The sequence below is a fragment of the Olsenella sp. DNF00959 genome (assembly GCF_001553055.1).
Classification (GTDB): domain Bacteria; phylum Actinomycetota; class Coriobacteriia; order Coriobacteriales; family Atopobiaceae; genus Olsenella_I; species Olsenella_I phocaeensis.
Genome location: NZ_KQ960133.1, coordinates 40,258 through 59,375, shown reverse-complemented (window position 1 = coordinate 59,375; position 19,118 = coordinate 40,258). Strand labels below are relative to the sequence as shown.

The window sequence follows — 19,118 nt, the reverse complement described above, 5'->3', positions numbered from 1 at the left end:
TGGCGCGTGACCATGGCGCCAGGGGAGAGAAGAGGCACGTCCACGACTGCGAACGCGCCTCGGAAGCAGGTCATTGATATGTTCGTACGTCTTATCGCAAAGTCTAGAAGTGCCTGCCGTAGCGTCCGGAGCTGATGCCACGCCCCCGGCTGCGTGAGCCGCTGAACATGGTGCGCGTCGCCTTGGTGGTGGAGCGGCCGGGATTGGGCACGATGCGCGTCTCGTCGTAGTCGAAGCCCTCGAGGTCCCATACCGGGACGAGCGCGTGCGTGAAGTACTCGATCTCGCGCAGGGGACTGATCTCGTCGGGCGCAACGAAGGTGTAGGCGTGTCCCGTGGCGCCGGCGCGGCCCGTGCGGCCGATGCGGTGTACGTAGTCCTCGGGGTCCATGGGGACGTCGAAGTTGACCACGGCGTCGATTCCACTCACGTCGATGCCGCGGCTCATGACGTCGGTGGCCACGAGCACCTGGCAGGCACCTTCGCGGAATCGTTCGAGTGCTCGCTCGCGGGCCTTCTGGGGGCGGTCAGCGTGCATGACGTCCACGCTGAAGCTCGCGCGCTTGAGGTACTTCTCGAGGTCGTCGCTGCGGTGCTTGGTGCGACAGAAGACCAATACGCGCTCGGGGACCTCGCCTGCGGCCCCGCCAGTCTTGAGCAACGCTTCCAGAAGCAGGGTCTTCTGCCCCTGCGAGACGGGGCAGAGGTGTTCCTCCACGGTGTCGGCAGTCTCTCCCACGCGGGCGATCTCGATGCTCGCGGGGTCGTGCAGCATGGCGTCGACGGTGCCCTTGATGCTGGGTGGGATGGTTGCAGAGAAGAGCAGCGTCTGCCGGTCTGCGGGGCAGGCCTTGACGATGCGGCGCACGCTGGGCCAGAAACCCATGTCCAGCATGCGGTCGGCCTCGTCCAGCACCAGGACCTTGACGTCTGCCAGGCTCACGTGCTCGTGCTCCATGAGGTCGATGAGACGGCCGGGGGTCGCCACGAGCAGGTCGCAGCCGCGCTCGAGCTCACGGATCTGGCGCTCGAACTTGGCACCACCCATGACAACGACGGTCTTCTGTCCGGTCTTGCGGCAGACGACGCTCACCACGTCCTCGATCTGTGCCGCGAGCTCGCGGGTGGGAGTCACCACCAGGGCGAAGGGTCCGAAGGGCCTGGCGTCGGGGTCCCTCTCGCGCGAGTCGTCCATGGGGGCGTCCGTGCGCTTCGAGGCAGGCTTCTTCCTGCGACGGCGCTTGCGCTTGGGCTTTGTGGGGGAGTCGCCCTGCGTCTCGGGAGCGGACTTGGTCTGGGGCGCGGCATCCGCGTTCGCCTTCGTATCGTCTGCGGGTGCGTCGCCGCCTTCCGCCTTCTTGTGATGCCTGCGACGCCGGCGCCGGGGCTTGCCCGATGCGTCGGCGTCCTGGATTACGCTCTCGTTGTTGACGGGTGCCGAGAGCACGGAGTCGTCCTCCACGCGGTCCGCGAGGACTTCGGGTCCGTCGTCCTGTGTGGCCCTGGTGGCCCCGTCCTGCGAAGGGCCGTCGTCACTCTCGCCCGCATCAGCCGGCTTTGCGCCGGGGGCGGCGGATGCTGCCCGGCTCTGCCGTGCCGCGCGAGAGAGGGGCTCGATGACCTGCAGGACCGGCAATGCGAAGGCGGCGGTCTTGCCCGTGCCTGTCTGTGCGGAGGCGATCACGTCGCGCCCGGCGAGGACGGCGGGGATGGCCTGCTCCTGCACGGGAGTCGGCGTTGAGAAGCCCAGCTCCTCCACGCCGGCGAGGATGTGCTCGTTTAGCCCGAGCTCGGCAAATGTCTTAGTCATGTGCCTAAGTATCGCCCAAGTTGCCTCGTGCTGCAGGGCAGACATCGGAGCCATGCGTCCTGACGGCTATGTGGGGCAGCCGTCTGCGGCGCGAATGGCGCCAGAGGGCCCGAGCACACCAAAGGCTCACGATTGCCCCGTGACCCTCGACTACGCTGGGCCTGTTGCGACGAATCGCCTGGGAGGTTGCCATGAGGCTGCAGCTCACGTTGGACGCGCTGAGGTTGGAGGACTGCCTCGACCTCATCCTGGACACCCGTGACTACGTCGACGTGGTCGAGGTGGGCTATCCGCTCCTGGTGGAGGAGGGGCTTTCGATGGTGAGGCACGTGAAGCATGCCTTCCCGGACAAGGTTGTGCTCGCCGACGCGAAGGTCTTCCACAGCGGTGGCTACGTCGCGCGGAAGTGCTTTGACTACGGGGCGGACGCGGTGAGCGTCCTGGGACTTGCCTCCGACCAGACCTTCGACGCGGTGCTGCGGGTGGCCGAGGTGATGGGACGGTGCGTGGTGGGCGACCTGGCTGGCATGGCGGGTCCGCTCAGCCGTGCCGTGGAGCTCGAGGCGCTGGGCGTGGGGGAGCTCGTCGTTCCCTCGGGGCTGGGGGCCGATGGTCACGAGCTCAGTGCCGTCTCGGACGTCGGGGAAGCGGGCACCTTCGCCCCGCTGGAGCTGCTGCGTGGCCTCAACGAGTGCCTGACGAGCGCCCAGAGCGCAGTGGTCGGCCACATCGGGCTCGACAACATAGTCCAGGTGGTGGCTGCTGACCCCTCCTGCGTCCTCGTGGGCAGGGCCATTGCGCAGGCTGACGACCCACGCGCCGCGGCCGCGCGGCTCAAGGCCCAGATGGTGTAGGCGGTGTAGGCGCGCGGGGCGGCCGCGTTCTCGGACACACGGCCCTCTCGCCCGCCGTGTCCTGCTCTGGGTGGACCTCTTGTCGTGCCCTATGCCTCGAACTTGTCCACCATGCCATCGGAGTCCGCCTTGAGCGTGCGGATTTGTGCCGGAATGTCCGCCCGGTCGTAGGGCGTCATCTGGTACACCCAGTTGAGCCAGTTGCGGTACAGCAGGTTTGCATGGGCTCGCCAGGTAAAGATGGGCTGCCGCTCGGGGTCGTCGTCGGGGAAGTAGTTCTGGGGCACGCGGATGGGAAGCCCGCGCTTGAAGTCGCGCCAGTACTCGTCGCTCAGGGTGTCGCGCCCGTACTCGTAGTGGCCGGTTACGTACACCTCGTGGAAGTCGCGGGTCGCGATGAGCGAGGGTCCGCTGGAGAAACCCTCGCTGAGCACGTGCAACTCGGGGTGGTTGGCCAGCTCGCCTGCGTCGATGGCGGCATGGCGCGAGTGGGGCATGTTGTGCATCTCGTCGAAGCCGTTGGTGAGGAAGCTGTACTCGTCGCAGAGCCGCTGGGGAAAGACGCCGAAGAGCTTGGCGGGAAGCTGCCTCTTGGGAATCCGGTAGAGGTGCCAGAGGCCGGCAAGTGCGCCCCAGCAGAGGTACATGGTGCTGAGCACGTGCCCCTGCGACCAGTCTATGATCCGGCAGAGCTCGTCCCAGTAGTCGACGGCCTCGTAGGGAAGCTGCTCCACCGGTGCGCCGGTGATGATCATGCCGTCGTAGTTCTTGTCCTCGTAGGCCTCGAAGCAGTCATAGAACTTCACCAGGTGGTCCTGCGAGACATGGGTGGACTCGTGCGTGCTCACGCGCATGAAGTCGCAGCTTACCTGCAGGGGCGACTTGCTGATGAGGCGCAGGATCTGGGTCTCGGTCTCTACCTTGGTGGGCATGAGGTTCAGGATCACCACGTTGAGCGGGCGGATCTGCTGCTGCCCGGCGACCTCCTCCTCTAGGGCAAAGATCCGCTCCTGGCGGAGGACCTTCTTGGCAGGCAGGCCGTCGGGGATGTTGATGGGCATGCTGGCTCCGTTCCGGCGCGATTTTTTCGCTATCAGGATAGACCAGGCGGGCGAGAGGGGCGCGGCGTGTCTTGCTCGCGACTTGGCCGCGCGAGCCGGCATTTGCGGGCCAGTGGTCGGCACTCCATGGCGCAGTCCTGGCGTGGTCGTCGCGAGTGGCGCCGCGGCCCCTCTCGCCCGGGAACCGCCCCTCGTCATCGTGCCCCTTTGGCGCGAGGACGTCCGCGCGGGGCCATGGTGATTTTCGAGTTCGACGCGCGCCTCTTCGTGCGGAGGCATCCATCTTGTCTTCTGCCACACTTTTTGGCGGATTTCGACCTCTTTGTGTGGCGAAAGACAAGATGGACCATCCGACAACCAGACCTCCACCGGGGCCGTTCTGCACCTGCATGTGGCGAGAGGCAAGATGGACCCTCTGGCAACCCTCCCGGTGGGTCTTTGCAACCTCTGAGCTGCGGCCCGCAACCGTCCGGTGCCCTGACATTCCATAAAATTAAAATGCAGCCTCGGGTTGGTGGCCGGGGACGCCCGGCTACCATAGATTCGAAGGTGCCGGCACAGAAGACGTTGGGGCCGCCGCGGGCGGCAAGGCAGAGGGAAACACCATGAGCTTCCGAGACAACCTTCAGCACCTGCGCGCCACGCGCAACATGACCCAGGAGCAGCTTGCCATGCTGGTGGGCGTGAGCCGCCAGTCGGTGACCAAGTGGGAGGCCGAGAAGGCCTACCCCGAGATGGACAAGCTCCTCAAGCTCTGCGACATCTTCGGCTGCACCCTGGACGAGCTCGTGAAGGGTGACCTTACGGACGTCGAACCACCGAGGTCCGAGCTCGTCTCGCCTGGACCCGCCACGGACGTATGTGGCTACGACGAGCACGTGCGCTCCTTTGCCCGGCGCATGGCCCTGGGCGTCTCGGCCATCATCGTGGGCGTGGCGCTGGGTGCGCTCCTTGACGGGGTCAACCCCGCAGGGGCCCTGGCAGACCCAAGCGCGCTCTCGACGCTGGCCCTCTTTGCCTTCGTGGCCCTTGGCGTGGCGCTTATCGTGCCAACCGTGATGGCCCACACGGCCTTCCAGAAGGAGCATCCCTTCGTGGAGGACTTCTATACCCCAGAGCAGCGTGCCGACGCGCGGGGCCTCATGGGGCGGGGCATCGCCCTAGGCGTCGGGGCGATACTCCTCGGGATCTTGTTTCCGGTGCTTCTGGGGGACGCAAACGTCTGGGCGGCTTCCATGCTGCTCTGCGTCGCGGCGGGTGTCGGGACTCTGGTCTACTCCCTCGTGATGGGCGAGCGCGTGAACCTTGCCAGCTACAACGAGGACGCCTTGGACGAGCTCAGCGAGGACGAGATTGCGGAGGCGCTCGAGGGAGAGGGGCTCGAGCGTGCGCTGGCGGTAAGGCGCGGGAATCGCAGGGTTGGGGCGATCTGCGCCATCATCATGCTCGCCGCGACCGCGCTGGCGCTGGTCCTGTTGTTCACGTCCATCGACCTCAACGGCGCCAACGGGTCGCCGAATGAATTCTTCTGGCTCCCCTGGCCAATCGGAGGCATTGCCTGTGCGGGCGTCGCCGTGTGGGAGCGCGACCTGAGGTCAAGGCACTAGCTCGGACATGGGATCGCGTCGGGGCAAGCTGAGGTGGGGTCCCTGCGCCGGGGGCAGCATGGCGGAGGGACCCGCCCCATCGTCCTAGAGCTCGCGGTGCTCGAGGCGCCCGTCCAGCCAGAGGCCGTAGCTGCTGCTGCCGTCCTTGGGAATGCCCACGCTGCCAGGGTTGAAGCACCAGATGTCGGGGTTGCCCGGCGCGGGCTCGTTGACCTTCCGGTGCGTGTGCCCGTACACGAGCGCCGCGCCATCGGGCAGCAGGGGCAGGTGGTCGACGGAGTTGTGGAAGCCTGCGCCCCAGACGTGCCCGTGCGTGAGGAAGAGCGTGCGACCCATGCCGCCGGTCACGGGGTTGGGGGCGGCAGGGTCCCAGAGCAGGTTGTGGTCGGTCATGCAGGGGAAGTCCAGGACCATCTGGTCCACCTCGGCGTCGCAGTTGCCGCGCACGGCTATGACCTGGTCCGCGATGGAGTTGAGCATCTGGATGACGCGTTTGGGGGCGTAGTCGGCGGGCAGGTCGTTGCGGGGCCCGTGGTAGAGGAGGTCTCCCAGGAGCACCACGCGGTCGGGCCGCTCCGCATCGATGGCGTCCATGAGGCGGGCGCAGCGGTCTGCCGCACCGTGGATGTCAGAGGCGAGGAGCAGCTTCATGTGGTGCCTCCCAAGGGCCGAGGACGAGGTCTTCTCTCGTCCGACGATGTTTTCTGGCATGCAGTCGAGCTTAGCGCAAGCGCCCGCATCCCCGGGGCCGCGCGCGTCCCGGGTGGAGTCTGCTCGCGTCCCAGGTGGGGGCTATGATGGTCTCTCCTGGGAAACGGGGAAGGGAAGCGCATGGCCAAAGAGCGGTCGGAGGTCGATTCTTGCGGCCACGAGCACGTGACCGAGGAGCTCCTCGAGCGCCTGCTCGCGTCCACCTCGATAGAGGGCTATCTCAGCGCCGTCGAGCCCGACCTCGAGGGGCGCGACCTCGCCGAGTACCTGCGCGACCTCCTGGAGCGGAAGGGCCTCGGGCGCGCGCAGGCCATTGCCGCCGCCGGACTCAACGCCACCTTTGGCTACCAGGTCTTCCAAGGCACGCGGCACATCGGGCGCGACAGGGCCCTGATGCTCGCCTTCGGCATGGGCTGCACCCTGCACGAGGCCCAGAGGCTACTGCGTCTGGCGGGGCATGCGGAGCTGTGGAGTCGCCGGCGGCGCGACGCGATCGTCATCTTCTGCCTCGAGCGCGGGCTCAGCCGCGAGGACTGCGACGACGAGCTCTACCGCATGGGGGAAGAGACCCTCCTGCCTGCGGAGGGCTGACGCGTGGACGAGGGAGAGGTGTTGCACGCCCTTGTGCTGGACGACGCCTACAAGGTCGAGCGGGTGCTTTCCGAGCGAGAGGGGCTCAGGACCGAGCTCGTGACCCTTGGTGGGGCTGGCCTCTTCGTGCGCAAGTACTTCGCTGGCGGACTCGCCGCACCTGGGCTCTGGGGCACGTTGCTGGGCGTTGACGAGCCGGGGCTTCCCCGAGTGGAGACCGTCTACCGCCTTCCTGACCGCCTGGCCGTGGTGCTCGAGTACGTGGACGGGGAGTCTCTCGAGGGCCTCGTGACGCGGGAGGGACCGCTCTCCCTGCCGCGGGCGGTGCGGCTCATGGACGGAATCTGCTCCGCCGCACAGGCGCTCCACGAGCATGGCATCATACACCGCGACATCACGCCAAAGAACGTCATCGTGGATGGCGGGGGATGCGCCCACCTCATAGACCTGGGCATCGCGCGCCTGCGCTCGGACGAGGCGGGGCGAGACACGACGCTCCTGGGCACCTGGGGCTTTGCCGCACCAGAGCAGTTCGGCTTCGCCCAGACCGATGCTAGGTCCGACGTGTACTCCCTGGCGAGCGTGCTCGCCTACATGCTCACAGCTACCTGGCCAGGCGAGAGGGGCTTCGATCCTGCGTTGGGACTCGCCGCCGTGCCAGGGGAGGTGGTCGGGCTGATAGGCCGTGCCCGGTCGCTTGAGCCCAGCGCGCGCCCTCAGTCTGCGGCAGAGCTCATGGCTGAGTTGCGCTCCTGCGTCGAAGGTTCGGGCACGGCGGGACAGGATGATCGGGAGGGACCCGCTGCCGTGCCGGCCGTCGAGCTGCGCCCCAAGGGCGACCGGAGCCTCGCCCCCCACTCGCTCCACGTCTGGATGGAGCTCGCCCCGACCGTTCTGGCGCTGCTTCGTGCGCCTCGCTCCGTGCGCAAGACCGTCGCGCTCGTGTTCGCGGTGGTCCTCCTCGTGGTGTTCGCCGCGGGTCTCCTTGGCATGCCAGAGCAGGTGGGACGGCAGGTGGGGATTGCCCAGGAGTCGCTTGCCGCCATCTCGTACCTCGTGCTCATGGCCTGGTGGATACTCCTCCCCTCCTACGAGCTCGCTTGCGCCGTGGCAGGGGTGGGGGAGTACGCGGGTCTGGATCGGGGCGCGCTCCCGAGGCGTCTGCTGCTTCGTGTGGCGGAGGAGCTTTTCGCAGGCTTTGCGATTATGCTCGCGCTACAGATCCTTGCCCAGGCGGCCGGTCTCGTCTAGGCCCTTTGCGCAATGTCGCGCGTGGCGCGGAGGCTGCTCTGCCTTGGGTGCGCCTGGCCGCGCGGCCGCTCCCCACCCCCGCGCCACGTGGCCCTTCCGCGAAACAATGAGCTGCCAGCTAATGAATCGCCGCGTCGCGCCACCTACCCTTTCACGCGAAAGGGGTTGTGCAATGGATGAGTGGGGCTTCTTGAGGGACTGCGGTTCGGACGTCAGGCGCGCGTTGGAAAGCGCGCCGCTTGACGACCGAAACTTTGCCGGCTGGGCGGATGACGCCCTGCGCGAGCGCTCGCTCTCGCGTGGCGCGGTCGTGGGGCGCTCGGGCCTCAATCACACCTACGCGTATCAGATCCTCTCTGGGTCGCGAAGCCCCACGCGTGACAAGCTCCTCCAGGTCTGCTTCGGGATGGGGCTGGGCGTGGAGGACGCGAGCGACGCCCTGGAACGCGGCGGCCTGAGCGCCCTCAGGCCCGACCGCCGCCGGGATGTGGTCATTGCCTTCTGCCTCGAGCGCGGGATGGGCGTGACCTGCTGCGACCATCTCCTCTGGGAGCAGGGGGAGCGGCCCCTCACGGGCGGCGCGGCTCTGGGTGGCCCGCTCGCGAACAGTTAGCTGACAGCTAATGAACGGGGGTTCTCTCGCCCCTACCATCTCCTTTGTCCTGGCAGAAGCCAGCAAAGAGAAAGGTGAGAGAACACATGAGCGTCAAGAAGACCGTTTGTGCAGTTGTCGTTGCCACGCTTGTCGCCCTGCCGCTGGCGGCTTGCTCCGGCACCCCGTCGTCGAGCGGCGACGGCGCGGGCTCGGATCCCGTCCAGGCTCAGAAGGCGAAGTCCGACTACGAAGTGACAATCGACGGCTGCACCTCCGCCGTCGACTACCAGGGCAACCCTGCCGCGGTCATCGACTACAGCTTCACGAATAACTCCGACGAAGCGCAGTCGCTGATGGCGGTGGCGTCAATGGAGGTGTACCAGAACGGCATACAGTGCGAGCCGGGCATCGTCGACGGGGTCGATACTGCCGACTGGTCAAACAAGGTCAAGCCTGGCGGGACAATAAAGGTGCGCATCCCGTATGCGTTACAGGACACCTCGGACATCGAGGTCGAGGTGAAGGAGTACGTCTCTGCGAGCGACGAGCCCCTGGCCACCCAGACCTTCAGTCTCTCGTAGGGGCTACGACGGCTCATCGGCGGAGCATGTCAAGGCGCAAGACCACGCAATCGAAGGAAGCGAAGTCATGAAGAAGAAGCTCAACGTACTGCTGCTCATCTCGTTCGTGTTGGGGGCGCTGTACCTCCTGTACAGCGTCTACTACTGGGGTGGTGCGGGCTCCTCGGGGATGACCGCCTATCGAGCCGGCGCCGCGATTGCGACCTACCTCGTCATGCCCCACCTGGCATCCACTGCCGTGGCGGTCATCTTCAACGGGCTCGGGCTCTTCATGCACAAGCCCTCTTTCGCCTTGGTGGGAGCCATCCTCTACGCCGTGGCGATGGTTCTCTTCCCCATGTACTTCTTCTTCGTGGTCGCCCAGACCGTACTCTCGTTCGTTGGCTTCTCCCAGCTCAGGAAGGCGGGGAAGGAAGAGGGGGAAGAGTAGCGAACTCGTGCTGCCAGACGGTGCACGTGTATCGGGGTCCGAGGCGAGCTGCCGCGGACCCCTTCTTGTGGCACGACCCTGTTCCGTGCCGCCCCACCCACCCATGGGCGTCGTTCCCCGCAGGCGATGCGTCGCCACAAGCTCGATTGTCGGCGAGTGACCACCCCCTCTGGGTGGCTCAAGATTCCTCACTCATGAGAGAACAAAAAATCTAATGTGTAGAGACTTAGATTGCGTATAGAATCAGATACCGCGGGAACAATCGCAATGTACGAAGGCTCCGTCGGCGACTCGGCGGCAGCACAAGGGCAGACAAGCTCCCCGCCCCAGGGGCCAAGGGAGAGACAGAAGGGAATCGCAATGGGCAAGATTCTGGGTATCGATCTTGGCACCACCAACTCCGCGATGGCAGTCCTCGAGGGCGGCGAGCCCACCATCATCGTCAACGCCGAGGGCGACCGCACCACCCCGTCCGTCGTGGGCTTCCGCGCCGACGGCGACCGCATCGTGGGCAAGGCCGCAAAGAACCAGGCAGTCACCAACCCCAAGAACACGGTCTTCTCCATCAAGCGCTTCATGGGCCGTCGCTACGACGAGGTCAGCTCCGAGCTCAAGACCGTCCCCTACTCCGTGAAGGGCGGTACCGGCAACCGTGCCGTGGTCGAGATCGACGGCGAGGACTTCACCCCCGAGCAGATCAGCGCAATGATTCTAGCCAAGATGAAGGCCGACGCCGAGAAGTACTTGGGCGAGCCCGTCACCGACGCGGTCATCACCGTCCCCGCCTACTTCAACGACGCCCAGCGCCAGGCCACCAAGGACGCCGGCAAGATTGCCGGCCTCAACGTCCAGCGCATCGTCAACGAGCCCACGGCGGCGGCCCTCGCCTACGGCCTCGACAAGAAGGACATCGACCAGAAGGTCCTGGTCTTCGACCTGGGCGGCGGCACCTTCGACGTGTCCCTGCTCGACCTTGCCGACGGAGTCGTCGAGGTCCTGGCCACCAACGGCGACAACCACCTGGGCGGCGACGACTGGGACCAGCGCGTCATCGACTGGATGGCCGACAAGTTCCAGCAGGAGATGGGCATCGACCTGCGTCGTGACCCCATGGCGCTGCAGCGCCTGAAGGAGGCCGCCGAGAACGCCAAGAAGGAGCTCTCCAGCGCCCAGCAGGCAGACATCAACCTGCCCTTCATCACCGCCGACGCCACCGGCCCCAAGCACCTCAACTACACGCTGACCCGCGCCGAGTTCGAGCGCATCACCCGTGACCTGCTCGACCGCTGCAAGGGCCCCGTCACCAAGGCCCTCCAGGACGCCGGCCTGCAGATCTCTGAGGTCAACGAGGTCATCCTCGTGGGCGGCTCCTCTCGTATGCCCGCCGTGCAGGACCTGGTCAAGACCATGACCGGCAAGCAGCCCAACATGTCCGTGAACCCCGACGAGGTCGTCGCCGACGGCGCTGCCGTCCAGGGCGGCGTGCTCACCGGCGACGTGTCCGGCATCCTGCTGCTCGACGTCACCCCGCTCTCGCTGGGCGTCGAGACCATGGGCGGCGTCATGACCAAGATGATTGACCGCAACACCACGATCCCCACCAGCAAGACCGAGGTCTACTCCACGGCGGCCGACAACCAGACCTCCGTCGAGATCAACGTCCTGCAGGGCGAGCGCGAGATGGCTCGCGACAACAAGAGCCTGGGCAAGTTTAACCTGACCGGCATCCCCGCAGCCCGCCGCGGCGTGCCCCAGATCGAGGTCACCTTCGACATCGACGCCAACGGCATCGTGAAGGTCACCGCCAAGGACAAGGGTACCGGCAAGCAGCAGCAGATCACGATCTCTGGCTCCACCGCGCTCTCGGACGACGAGGTCGATCGCATGGTCAAGGACGCCGAGTCCCACGCCGAGGAGGACAAGAGGCACAAGGACGAGATCGAGGTCCGCAACCAGACCGACTCGCTGTGCTACAGCACCGAGCAGACGCTGAAGGACCTGGGCGACAAGGTGTCCGAGGACCAGAAGAAGGAGGTCCAGGACGCGGTCGACGCAGCCAAGAAGGCACTCGACGGCACTGACGTCGACGCCATCAAGGCCGCGGGCGAGAAGCTCCAGGAGGTCGGGCACAAGCTGGCCGAGATCGTCTACTCCGACACCCAGGCCCAGACCTCCGCTACCGGCGGAAGCTCGACCGACGACGTCGTCGACGCCGACTACGAGGTCGTGGACGACGACAAGAACAACCAGTAGGCCAAGGCCGCCTAGGCCCTAGGACAAGATGTTGGCTGGGGCGGCCCTTGCGGCCGCCCCTTTGGCAGCCCGAGGAGGGTGACGTGAAGGTGCCTATCGAGGGTGATGACATGAGGGACGAGGACGTCGTCGAGGCCACGGCGGCCGAGGGCGAGCCGGCGGTTGGGCAGGAGGTGGTCGCCGACGCCGCGCCCGAGGCAGAGCCCAGCGAGGAGGACCTGGTGGAGGCGGCGAAGCGCGCCGGCGAGCAGGCAGCTGAGACCGACTTCAAGGCCGACGCCGACAAGATCCGTCAGGAGCGCGACGACCTCCAGCGACAGCTCGACGAGGTTGCGGACAAGGTCGCTGCGGCGCAGAAGGAGGCCGCGGACTCGACTGACCGCCTGACGCGCCTGCAGGCCGACTGGGACAACTACCGTCGCCGCACCGCGCAGGAGCGCCTGGCCGAGAGGGAGCGCGCGGCCGAGAAGCTCGTGCTCAACCTGCTTCCGGTCCTCGACGACATGGAGCGCGCCTCTGCCCACGCGGCACAGACCGCCGATGGCGACGAGGCCCTGCTGCAGTTCGTCGCCGGCGTCGACGCGGTGCACGACAAGATGGTTTCCGTCCTAGGGAAGGAGGGCGTCGAGGTCATCGACCCAGCCGGCGAGCCCTTTGACCCCCTGGTCCACCAGGCCGTGGGTCGCGAGGAGAACGCCGAGGCCTATGACGAGACGGTGGCCCAGGTGTACCAGAGGGGCTATCGCATGGGCGGCAAGGTGATTCGTACGGCCATGGTCACGGTGACCTATGGCGGGCCCAAGCGTCCCGAGCCGGAGGGCGAGCCCATGGGCGACGACGAGGTCAAGGAGTAGTCGCACTTGGCGCGCCCGGGCACAAGCCCGGGCGCTGCCACCAGGAAGGAGGCGTTGGCTTCTATGGCAGACAAGAACTACTACGACGTCTTGGGCGTGAAGCGCGACGCCAGCCAGGACGACATCAAGAAGGCCTTTCGCAAGCTCGCTGCCAAGTATCACCCCGACGCGGGTGGTGACGAGGCAAAGTTCAAGGAGGTCAGCGAGGCGTACACGACGCTCTCTGACACCCAGAAGCGTCGCGAGTATGACCAGATGCTGATGTTTGGTGGCATGCCCGGCTCGGGATTTGGTGGTGCGGGCGGCAGGAGCGGCGGCTACAGCTACACCACCAACGTGGGCGGGGCCGACTGGGGCGACATCTTCGACAATATCCGCAACGGTGACGGCGCCTTCCCTGGCTTCGACTTCTCGTCGATCTTCGGTGGGCAGGCCGCCGCCAACCGTCCTTCCAAGGGCCGGGACATAACCGCCACCATAGACGTGAGCGCGGAGGCCGCCTTTGCGGGCGAGCAGCGCAAAATCAGCTACTCGATTCCCTCGACGGGCGAGCGCCAGACCCTCAACGTCAAGGTCCCCGCCGGGGCAATCGATGGTGGCAAGCTGCGCTATCGCGGACGTGGCGAGTACGGGACCAACGGCGGTGCCCGCGGCGACCTCGTGGTGACGACCCGCGTGGCCGAGCACCCGCTCTTCAAGCGCGATGGGGCCGACGTGCGCATGGAGCTTCCGGTGAGCGCCTTCGAGGCTGCCCTGGGGGCCACCATCGACGTGCCGACGCCCGAGGGGGCGGAAGTCCGCCTCAAGGTTCCCGCAGGCACGCAGGACGGCAAGACCTTCCGCTTCAAGGAGCTGGGCGCCCCCGACGTGCGTCGCAAGGGATCCCGTGGCGCCCTGTACGTGACCGTGAGGGTCAAGGTGCCCACGCGACTCTCGCAAAAGGAGCGTGACGCGCTGGAGGCCCTACGTGATGCCGACGGCCGCGACTACAGAAAGGACGTCGAGGCATATGGCGCGTAGTGACGCGAGCGGCAAGGACAAGCCGCTTTACATGATCAGCGTTGCGGCCGAGCTGACCGGCATGCATCCGCAGACCCTGCGCGTCTACGAGCAGAAGGGCCTGGTCAACCCCGGCCGCTCGCGTGGCAACACGCGGCTGTACTCCCAAGGCGACATCGAACGCCTCAACCTGATCAGCAAGCTCACCGACGAGGGCATCAACCTCGCGGGCGTCGTGCGCATCCTGGACATGCGCGAGCGCGCCCTCAAGCGCGACAAGGAGATCGACGAGCTGCGCGCGCGGGTCCGCTCGCTCGAGGACGACATCCACGAGCTGCGCATGCGCGAGCGCATCACGGCGCTTGCCCGCTACGACGGCACGGGTCCCGAACAGGTCATGCGCGGACTCCTGGAGACCCACCTCGAGGACGATGACGAGTAGCGGCGGCGACGTTCGCACCAGGTAAGGGGCATCGCGACTCTGTCCGTGATGCCCCTCTCGTCTGGCCTGGGTCTGCCCTTTGTGTCGCGCTGGGCGCACGCGACTCCGGTCGTCGTCCCTTTTACGCGATTAGTGTACACAAACGAGCGAAATCACTGATAAAAGGGCTTTTTTGGCGAGAAATGCTTTCAGATTCGAGCATTGTGCACACCAACATGTCCGATTTTGGACGGGGGTGCCATCGTGCCATCTCATCCAAGCTCCCACTCCTTGTCACAGCGCGATGATGCAGCTCTCGACGTGCCCCTGAGGGCGTTGGAGCTCCCGGACGAGCTGTTGTGAGATGCGCCGCCCCCTCTCGCCTGGAAGAAGCGACCAGACCAGCCGCTGCCGCTCCCGCACGAAGGGCCGTCTGGTCAGGACGCTCCTCTGCAGCGAGAGGTCCCTGCCGGCCGTTCGCTCGATCGCCTCCATGACCTGCCCCATGAGACGGTCCAGGCTTCGGGGTTGGTACAGGTCCTCGCTCGTGGCGGGTAGCACCGTGAGGCCGCGTAGCCAGAGGTCGCGGTCGCGGCGCTTGTCGTCGACGATCGCGCGTCTGACGGCGGCAAGCGCCTCGTCCACCTCGTTGGGCCCCATCGTCGCCGCCTCGGCGCCGGCGTGACGGACCTTTCGCAAACGTACAAGACAACTCAGATAATCTATTGTGCAGACACTTAGATTTGCGCATAGCGACCACCACTCCAGGGAACAATCAACTCAACAGACAGCGGTGCTCCCCGAGGGAGCCAGAAGGGGTGAGGCAGATGAGGTTTGACAAGTGGGCGGTCACCGCCCAGGAGGCCCTGCAGTCCTCCATAACCATCGCCGCCGATGCCGAGGCGGGGCAGGTTCGACCCATCCACCTGCTCAAGGCCCTGATAGAGTCGGGCGAGAGGAACCTCCGCGCCATCGTCGAGCGCGTCGGCGCGGACCCGGCGCAGGTCGAAGCCCAGGTGGACCAGGCCATCGCACGTGCCCCCAAGGTGAGTGGCGACCTGTCGCAGATGGGCATCTCGACCGAGCTCACGCGCGTGGGCGACGCCGCGGAGAAGCTTGCCGCCAAGCTCGGCGACTCCTATGTCACCTCCGAGCACCTGCTCTGCGCGCTTGCCGACGAGCGCGGCGAGGCGGGCAGCGCCCTCAAGGCCGCGGGCGTCACGAGCAAGCGCGTGCAGGAGGCCTATCAGAGCCTGCGTGGTGACGAGCGCGTGACCTCCCAGGACCAGAAGTCCCAGTTCGAGGCCCTTGAACAGTACGGACGCAACGTGACGGACCTCGCACGCCAGGGCAAGCTCGACCCGGTGATCGGCCGCGTGGAGGAGATACGCCGCACGATCCAGGTCCTGAGCCGCCGCACGAAGAACAACCCGGTGCTCATCGGCGAGCCCGGCGTGGGCAAGACCGCCATCGTCGAGGGCCTAGCCGAGCGCATCGTGGCCGGCGACGTGCCCTCGACCATCAAGGACAAGGACATAGTCGAGCTCGACATGAGCGCGCTGGTCGCGGGGGCGAAGTACCGCGGCGAGTTCGAGGACCGCCTGAAGTCGGTGCTCAAGGAGGTGGAGAAGTCCGATGGACAGATCATCCTGTTCATCGACGAGCTCCACACTATCGTGGGCGCCGGCGCGACCGAGGGCTCCATGGACGCGGGCAACATCCTGAAGCCCGCCCTCGCCCGCGGCGAGCTCCATGCCATCGGTGCCACAACGCTGGACGAGTACCGCAAGTACATAGAGAAGGACCAGGCGCTTGCCCGCCGCTTCCAGACGGTGCTCGTGAGCGAGCCCACGGTCGAGGACACCATCAGCATCCTCCGCGGCCTCAAGGAGAAGTACGAGCAGCACCATCGCGTGCGCATCACCGACGCCGCCTTGGTGTCTGCCGCGGACCTCTCGAACCGCTACATCAGCGAGCGCTTCCTGCCCGACAAGGCCATCGACCTGGTGGACGAGGCGGCGAGCCGCCTGCGCATGGAGCTCGACTCCATGCCGGCCGAGATAGACGCCGTCGACCGCCAGCTCACGCAGATGCAGATCGAGGAACAGGCCCTCATGAAGGAGGAGGACGCAGCGAGCCGCGAGCGCCTCGAGACCCTGCGGAAGGAGATCGCGACCACGCGCGAGAAGCTCGACGGCATGAAGGCAAGCTGGGAGAACGAGAAGGCGAGCATCGACCGCGTCCAGGACCTCAAGTCCAAGATCGAGGAAGCCAGAGGCGAGATGGAGCGCGTCACCCGCGCCGGCGACCTGGCCCGCGCGTCCGAGCTGCGCTACTCGACCATCCCCTCGCTCCAGGCCGAGTACGACGCCGCCGAGGCGGCGCTCTCGCAGAAGCAGGAGGCGGGCGGCATCCTCAAGGAGGAGGTCACCACCGAAGAGATCGCCGAGGTCGTGAGCTCCTGGACCGGCGTCCCCGTGTCGAAGATGATGCAGGGCGAGATAGACAAGCTCCAGAACCTCGAGGCCGAGCTCCACGAGCGCGTCATCGGACAGAACGAGGCCGTGAGCGCGGTCGCCTCGGCGGTGCGCCGCAGCCGTGCGGGGCTTGCCGATCCCAATCGCCCCCTGGGAAGCTTCTTCTTCCTGGGACCCACCGGCGTGGGAAAGACCGAACTCGCCAAGGCGCTCGCCGAGTGTCTCTTCGACGACGAGCGCGCGCTGGTGCGCATCGACATGTCCGAGTACATGGAGAAGTTCAGCGTCCAGCGCCTGATCGGCGCCCCTCCGGGATACGTGGGCTACGACGAGGGAGGCCAGCTCACCGAGGCCGTGCGTCGCAAGCCGTACAGCGTCATCCTCCTGGACGAGATGGAGAAGGCGCATCCCGACGTGTTCAACATCCTCCTGCAGGTGCTGGACGACGGTCGCCTGACCGACGGGCAGGGTCGCGTCGTGAGCTTCAAGAACACGATCATCATCATGACCAGCAACGTGGGGAGCCAGTTCATCGCGGCCGCCAACGCCACGAGCGATCCCAAGGCGGTCAACTCCCAGGTCATGGAGGCGCTGCGCCAGGCCTTCAAGCCAGAGTTCCTCAACCGCATCGACGACGTGGTCATCTTCCACTCCCTCGGGCTGGCCGAGATAGAGAAGATCGTGGACATCCAGCTTCGCGACGTGCGCAGCCGCCTCGCCCGCGAGCGCATCACGCTCAGGCTCTCGGACAGCGCGGTGCAGCTCCTCTCGCTCGACGGGCTTGATCCGGTCTATGGCGCGCGTCCGCTCAAGCGGCTCATCCAGCGCCAGGTCGTGGACAACGTCGCCAGCCTGATCATCGCCGGGGAGCTCCACGAGGGCGATACCGTCATGGTGGACGTCGGGGCGGACGGAAAGCTCTTCGCCGCCCGTGACGAGCAGGCGTTGGAGCCCGATTCCGTGGAGTAGCTGCTATCGCATCGACCTTCGTACCGCACGGTACCCGCCATTTCGCGAGGGGACGGACCCGAAGGCCCGTCCCCTCGCGCTTGCTGGGCCGGCCTGGCGCGAGCCGGCCCTTTGCGCGACCATAGGGAAGAATCGCGCGCACAACCCACCGGGAGGGCAGATGGAAGACCCCAAGAGCAGGCTCTCCGAGGTCCCGTCGGACGGGCTGGGCCCCTCCGTGGGAAGGTCCGAGCCGGCAGGCGACCTGGAATCGCCGTCCGATCCTCCCGTCACGGCCGTCCTCCCACAGGCCGTCGCGGCTCCCGTGTGGGAGCCCGAATCGCTGGAGCCCCCAAAGAGCGTTCCCGGCGAGGGCAAGAGCCGCAGCGTTTCTCGTCCCGTCGTGGCTGCCGTGCTCCTGCTCGCTGCCGTCACGGTCACCGCGCTCTTCGTCACCTATGAGGCGGAGCTCTGGGGCGGCCGCCGCGTCCCTTCTGTCACGGGCAAGTCCCAGGTGGTGGCCCAGCGCGACCTGGAGCAGCGCGGCTTCGAGGTCGTGCTGGCGGAGGAGCCCGTCGACGACGGGGTGGGCAAGGCGGTCCGCTGCGACCCTGCAAGCGGAACCAGGCTCGAGCGTGGCAGCGAGGTCACGCTGGTCGTCGGCACGAAGCGCGTGCTTCCCGACGTCGTGGGCATGCGACTCGACGAGGCTCGTGCCGTCCTGGCTGATGCGGGGGCGCAAGACGTGTCGATCCAGTACGAGGCCTCGTCCGCCGAGGAGGGAACGGTCACCAGGTCGACCCCCGAGGCGGGGAGCGCCTTCGTGGCACGCGACGCGATTGCCCTCACCGTGGCGCAGCCCTATACGGTCCCCTATGTCATGGGGAAGGGTGAGTCCGAGGCAAGGTCGCTCGTCGAGGCGGCGGGCCTCGAGGCCAGGATCGAGTACGTGAGCTCCGACGAGCCGGGCGGGAGCGTCGTCGGGGTGAGCCCTGACCAGGGCATGCGCGTCGGTGGGGACGACGTCGTGACCCTCAGGGTCTCAGAGCCCTATCCGTCCGACTATCACCACCTGGCCGAGTACTTCGAGTTCACCGCCAGCCAGATTGGGGACTACCTCCAGAAGCAGGGATTCTCCCTCCAGGCAAGCTATGCAAACGCGCACGGCAAGGCGCAGGCGCTCTATGAGGGCGAGGGGGGCAGGGTCACCTTGGGCTCGTATCCCTTCTCGGCGAAGTTCGACCTCGAGGCAGCAAAGGAGGGGGCGACCCCAGAGGCCGACGCCGGCTTCGAGGGCGTGCGCCTGGAGCTGCCCAAGTCAGAGTGGCCCGCAGAGGCGGGCAAGCTCAACCGCGATGCCCTGGAGGAGGTCATGGAGCTCTGCGGTCTCAGCGGGCTGAGCAGAAGCTGCAACATGCAGACGGTCGTCCTCCCGCAGGGACGGGAACGCAAGGGCACGCCCTTCGTCTGCGGTTACGGAGAGATGGGCGACGCCTGCTGGACGGTGCTCATAGCCCAGGGCGGGAAGGACGCGCGCGTGGTCGTGACGTCTGCTCCCAAGTCCCTGTACAAGAGCTATGACCTGGCTCCCTTTGGGGGGAGCGTCTGCGACTTCGTCGCCTATGGTGACGTCTACGGCAAGCGAGGGGCAGAGGTTGGATAGAGAGCGGATTCA

The 19,118-nt window shown here is 66.6% G+C and carries 17 protein-coding genes; 13 read left to right on the top strand and 4 right to left on the bottom strand.

Going from position 1 to position 19,118, the window contains the following annotated elements; translation table 11 throughout:
- Positions 1 to 103 precede the first annotated feature (103 nt).
- A complete protein-coding gene (locus HMPREF1868_RS07130; protein ID WP_062531489.1) occupies positions 104 to 1,810 on the bottom strand; it encodes a DEAD/DEAH box helicase in 1,707 nt (568 codons plus the stop codon).
- Positions 1,811 to 2,001: 191 nt separating this feature from the next.
- Here HMPREF1868_RS07130 and HMPREF1868_RS07125 point away from each other — a divergent pair, with 191 nt between their 5' ends.
- A complete protein-coding gene (locus HMPREF1868_RS07125) occupies positions 2,002 to 2,664 on the top strand; it encodes an orotidine 5'-phosphate decarboxylase / HUMPS family protein (RefSeq protein ID WP_062531488.1) in 663 nt (220 codons plus the stop codon).
- 89 nt (positions 2,665 to 2,753) lie between these two features.
- Here HMPREF1868_RS07125 and metA read toward each other — a convergent pair whose 3' ends face one another.
- Positions 2,754 to 3,725 (bottom strand): homoserine O-succinyltransferase, encoded by a 972-nt coding sequence (gene metA, locus HMPREF1868_RS07120; RefSeq protein WP_062531487.1) that lies wholly within the window; start codon positions 3,723 to 3,725, stop codon positions 2,754 to 2,756.
- Positions 3,726 to 4,330: 605 nt separating this feature from the next.
- Here metA and HMPREF1868_RS07115 point away from each other — a divergent pair.
- A complete protein-coding gene (locus HMPREF1868_RS07115; RefSeq protein WP_062531486.1) occupies positions 4,331 to 5,332 on the top strand; it encodes a helix-turn-helix transcriptional regulator in 1,002 nt (333 codons plus the stop codon).
- Between the two features lie 84 nt (positions 5,333 to 5,416).
- On the opposite strand, the gene yfcE is transcribed toward HMPREF1868_RS07115, so the two are convergent.
- A complete protein-coding gene (gene yfcE, locus HMPREF1868_RS07110) occupies positions 5,417 to 5,983 on the bottom strand; it encodes a phosphodiesterase (RefSeq protein WP_009278224.1) in 567 nt (188 codons plus the stop codon).
- 180 nt (positions 5,984 to 6,163) lie between these two features.
- On the opposite strand from yfcE, the gene HMPREF1868_RS07105 reads away from it, so the two are divergent.
- The 9 genes from HMPREF1868_RS07105 to HMPREF1868_RS07065 all read left to right on the top strand — a co-directional run bounded on the left by HMPREF1868_RS07105 (position 6,164) and on the right by HMPREF1868_RS07065 (position 14,039).
- Positions 6,164 to 6,634 carry a hypothetical protein gene (locus HMPREF1868_RS07105; RefSeq protein ID WP_050796593.1) on the top strand — a complete coding sequence of 157 codons (471 nt, stop codon included), beginning with the start codon at positions 6,164 to 6,166 and terminating at the stop codon, positions 6,632 to 6,634.
- Between the two features lie 3 nt (positions 6,635 to 6,637).
- Positions 6,638 to 7,885 (top strand): serine/threonine-protein kinase, encoded by a 1,248-nt coding sequence (locus HMPREF1868_RS07100; RefSeq protein ID WP_062531485.1) that lies wholly within the window; start codon positions 6,638 to 6,640, stop codon positions 7,883 to 7,885.
- A 172-nt stretch (positions 7,886 to 8,057) separates the two neighbouring features.
- Positions 8,058 to 8,498: a hypothetical protein gene (locus HMPREF1868_RS07095; RefSeq protein WP_062531484.1), complete on the top strand. Its 441-nt coding sequence runs from the start codon at positions 8,058 to 8,060 to the stop codon at positions 8,496 to 8,498.
- Positions 8,499 to 8,584: 86 nt separating this feature from the next.
- A complete protein-coding gene (locus HMPREF1868_RS07090) occupies positions 8,585 to 9,061 on the top strand; it encodes a DUF5067 domain-containing protein (RefSeq protein ID WP_062531483.1) in 477 nt (158 codons plus the stop codon).
- Between the two features lie 67 nt (positions 9,062 to 9,128).
- Entirely contained in the window at positions 9,129 to 9,491 is a 363-nt protein-coding gene (locus HMPREF1868_RS07085) for a hypothetical protein (protein WP_062531482.1), read from the top strand.
- Positions 9,492 to 9,758: 267 nt separating this feature from the next.
- Positions 9,759 to 11,744 (top strand): molecular chaperone DnaK, encoded by a 1,986-nt coding sequence (gene dnaK / locus HMPREF1868_RS07080; protein WP_255348642.1) that lies wholly within the window; start codon positions 9,759 to 9,761, stop codon positions 11,742 to 11,744.
- A gap of 83 nt (positions 11,745 to 11,827) precedes the next feature.
- A complete protein-coding gene (locus HMPREF1868_RS07075; RefSeq protein WP_062531481.1) occupies positions 11,828 to 12,598 on the top strand; it encodes a nucleotide exchange factor GrpE in 771 nt (256 codons plus the stop codon).
- Between the two features lie 63 nt (positions 12,599 to 12,661).
- A complete protein-coding gene (locus HMPREF1868_RS07070; RefSeq protein WP_062531480.1) occupies positions 12,662 to 13,618 on the top strand; it encodes a DnaJ C-terminal domain-containing protein in 957 nt (318 codons plus the stop codon).
- Positions 13,608 to 14,039: a heat shock protein transcriptional repressor HspR gene (locus HMPREF1868_RS07065; protein WP_062531479.1), complete on the top strand. Its 432-nt coding sequence runs from the start codon at positions 13,608 to 13,610 to the stop codon at positions 14,037 to 14,039. Before HMPREF1868_RS07070 ends, HMPREF1868_RS07065 begins: the two co-directional genes overlap by 11 nt.
- A gap of 273 nt (positions 14,040 to 14,312) precedes the next feature.
- Here HMPREF1868_RS07065 and HMPREF1868_RS07060 read toward each other — a convergent pair whose 3' ends face one another.
- Positions 14,313 to 14,678 carry a hypothetical protein gene (locus HMPREF1868_RS07060; protein WP_062531478.1) on the bottom strand — a complete coding sequence of 122 codons (366 nt, stop codon included), beginning with the start codon at positions 14,676 to 14,678 and terminating at the stop codon, positions 14,313 to 14,315.
- 167 nt (positions 14,679 to 14,845) lie between these two features.
- Here HMPREF1868_RS07060 and clpB point away from each other — a divergent pair, with 167 nt between their 5' ends.
- Both clpB and HMPREF1868_RS07050 read left to right on the top strand, forming a co-directional pair.
- Entirely contained in the window at positions 14,846 to 17,464 is a 2,619-nt protein-coding gene (clpB, locus tag HMPREF1868_RS07055) for an ATP-dependent chaperone ClpB (protein ID WP_062531477.1), read from the top strand.
- A gap of 160 nt (positions 17,465 to 17,624) precedes the next feature.
- A complete protein-coding gene (locus HMPREF1868_RS07050) occupies positions 17,625 to 19,106 on the top strand; it encodes a PASTA domain-containing protein (protein ID WP_062531476.1) in 1,482 nt (493 codons plus the stop codon).
- Positions 19,107 to 19,118 lie beyond the last annotated feature (12 nt).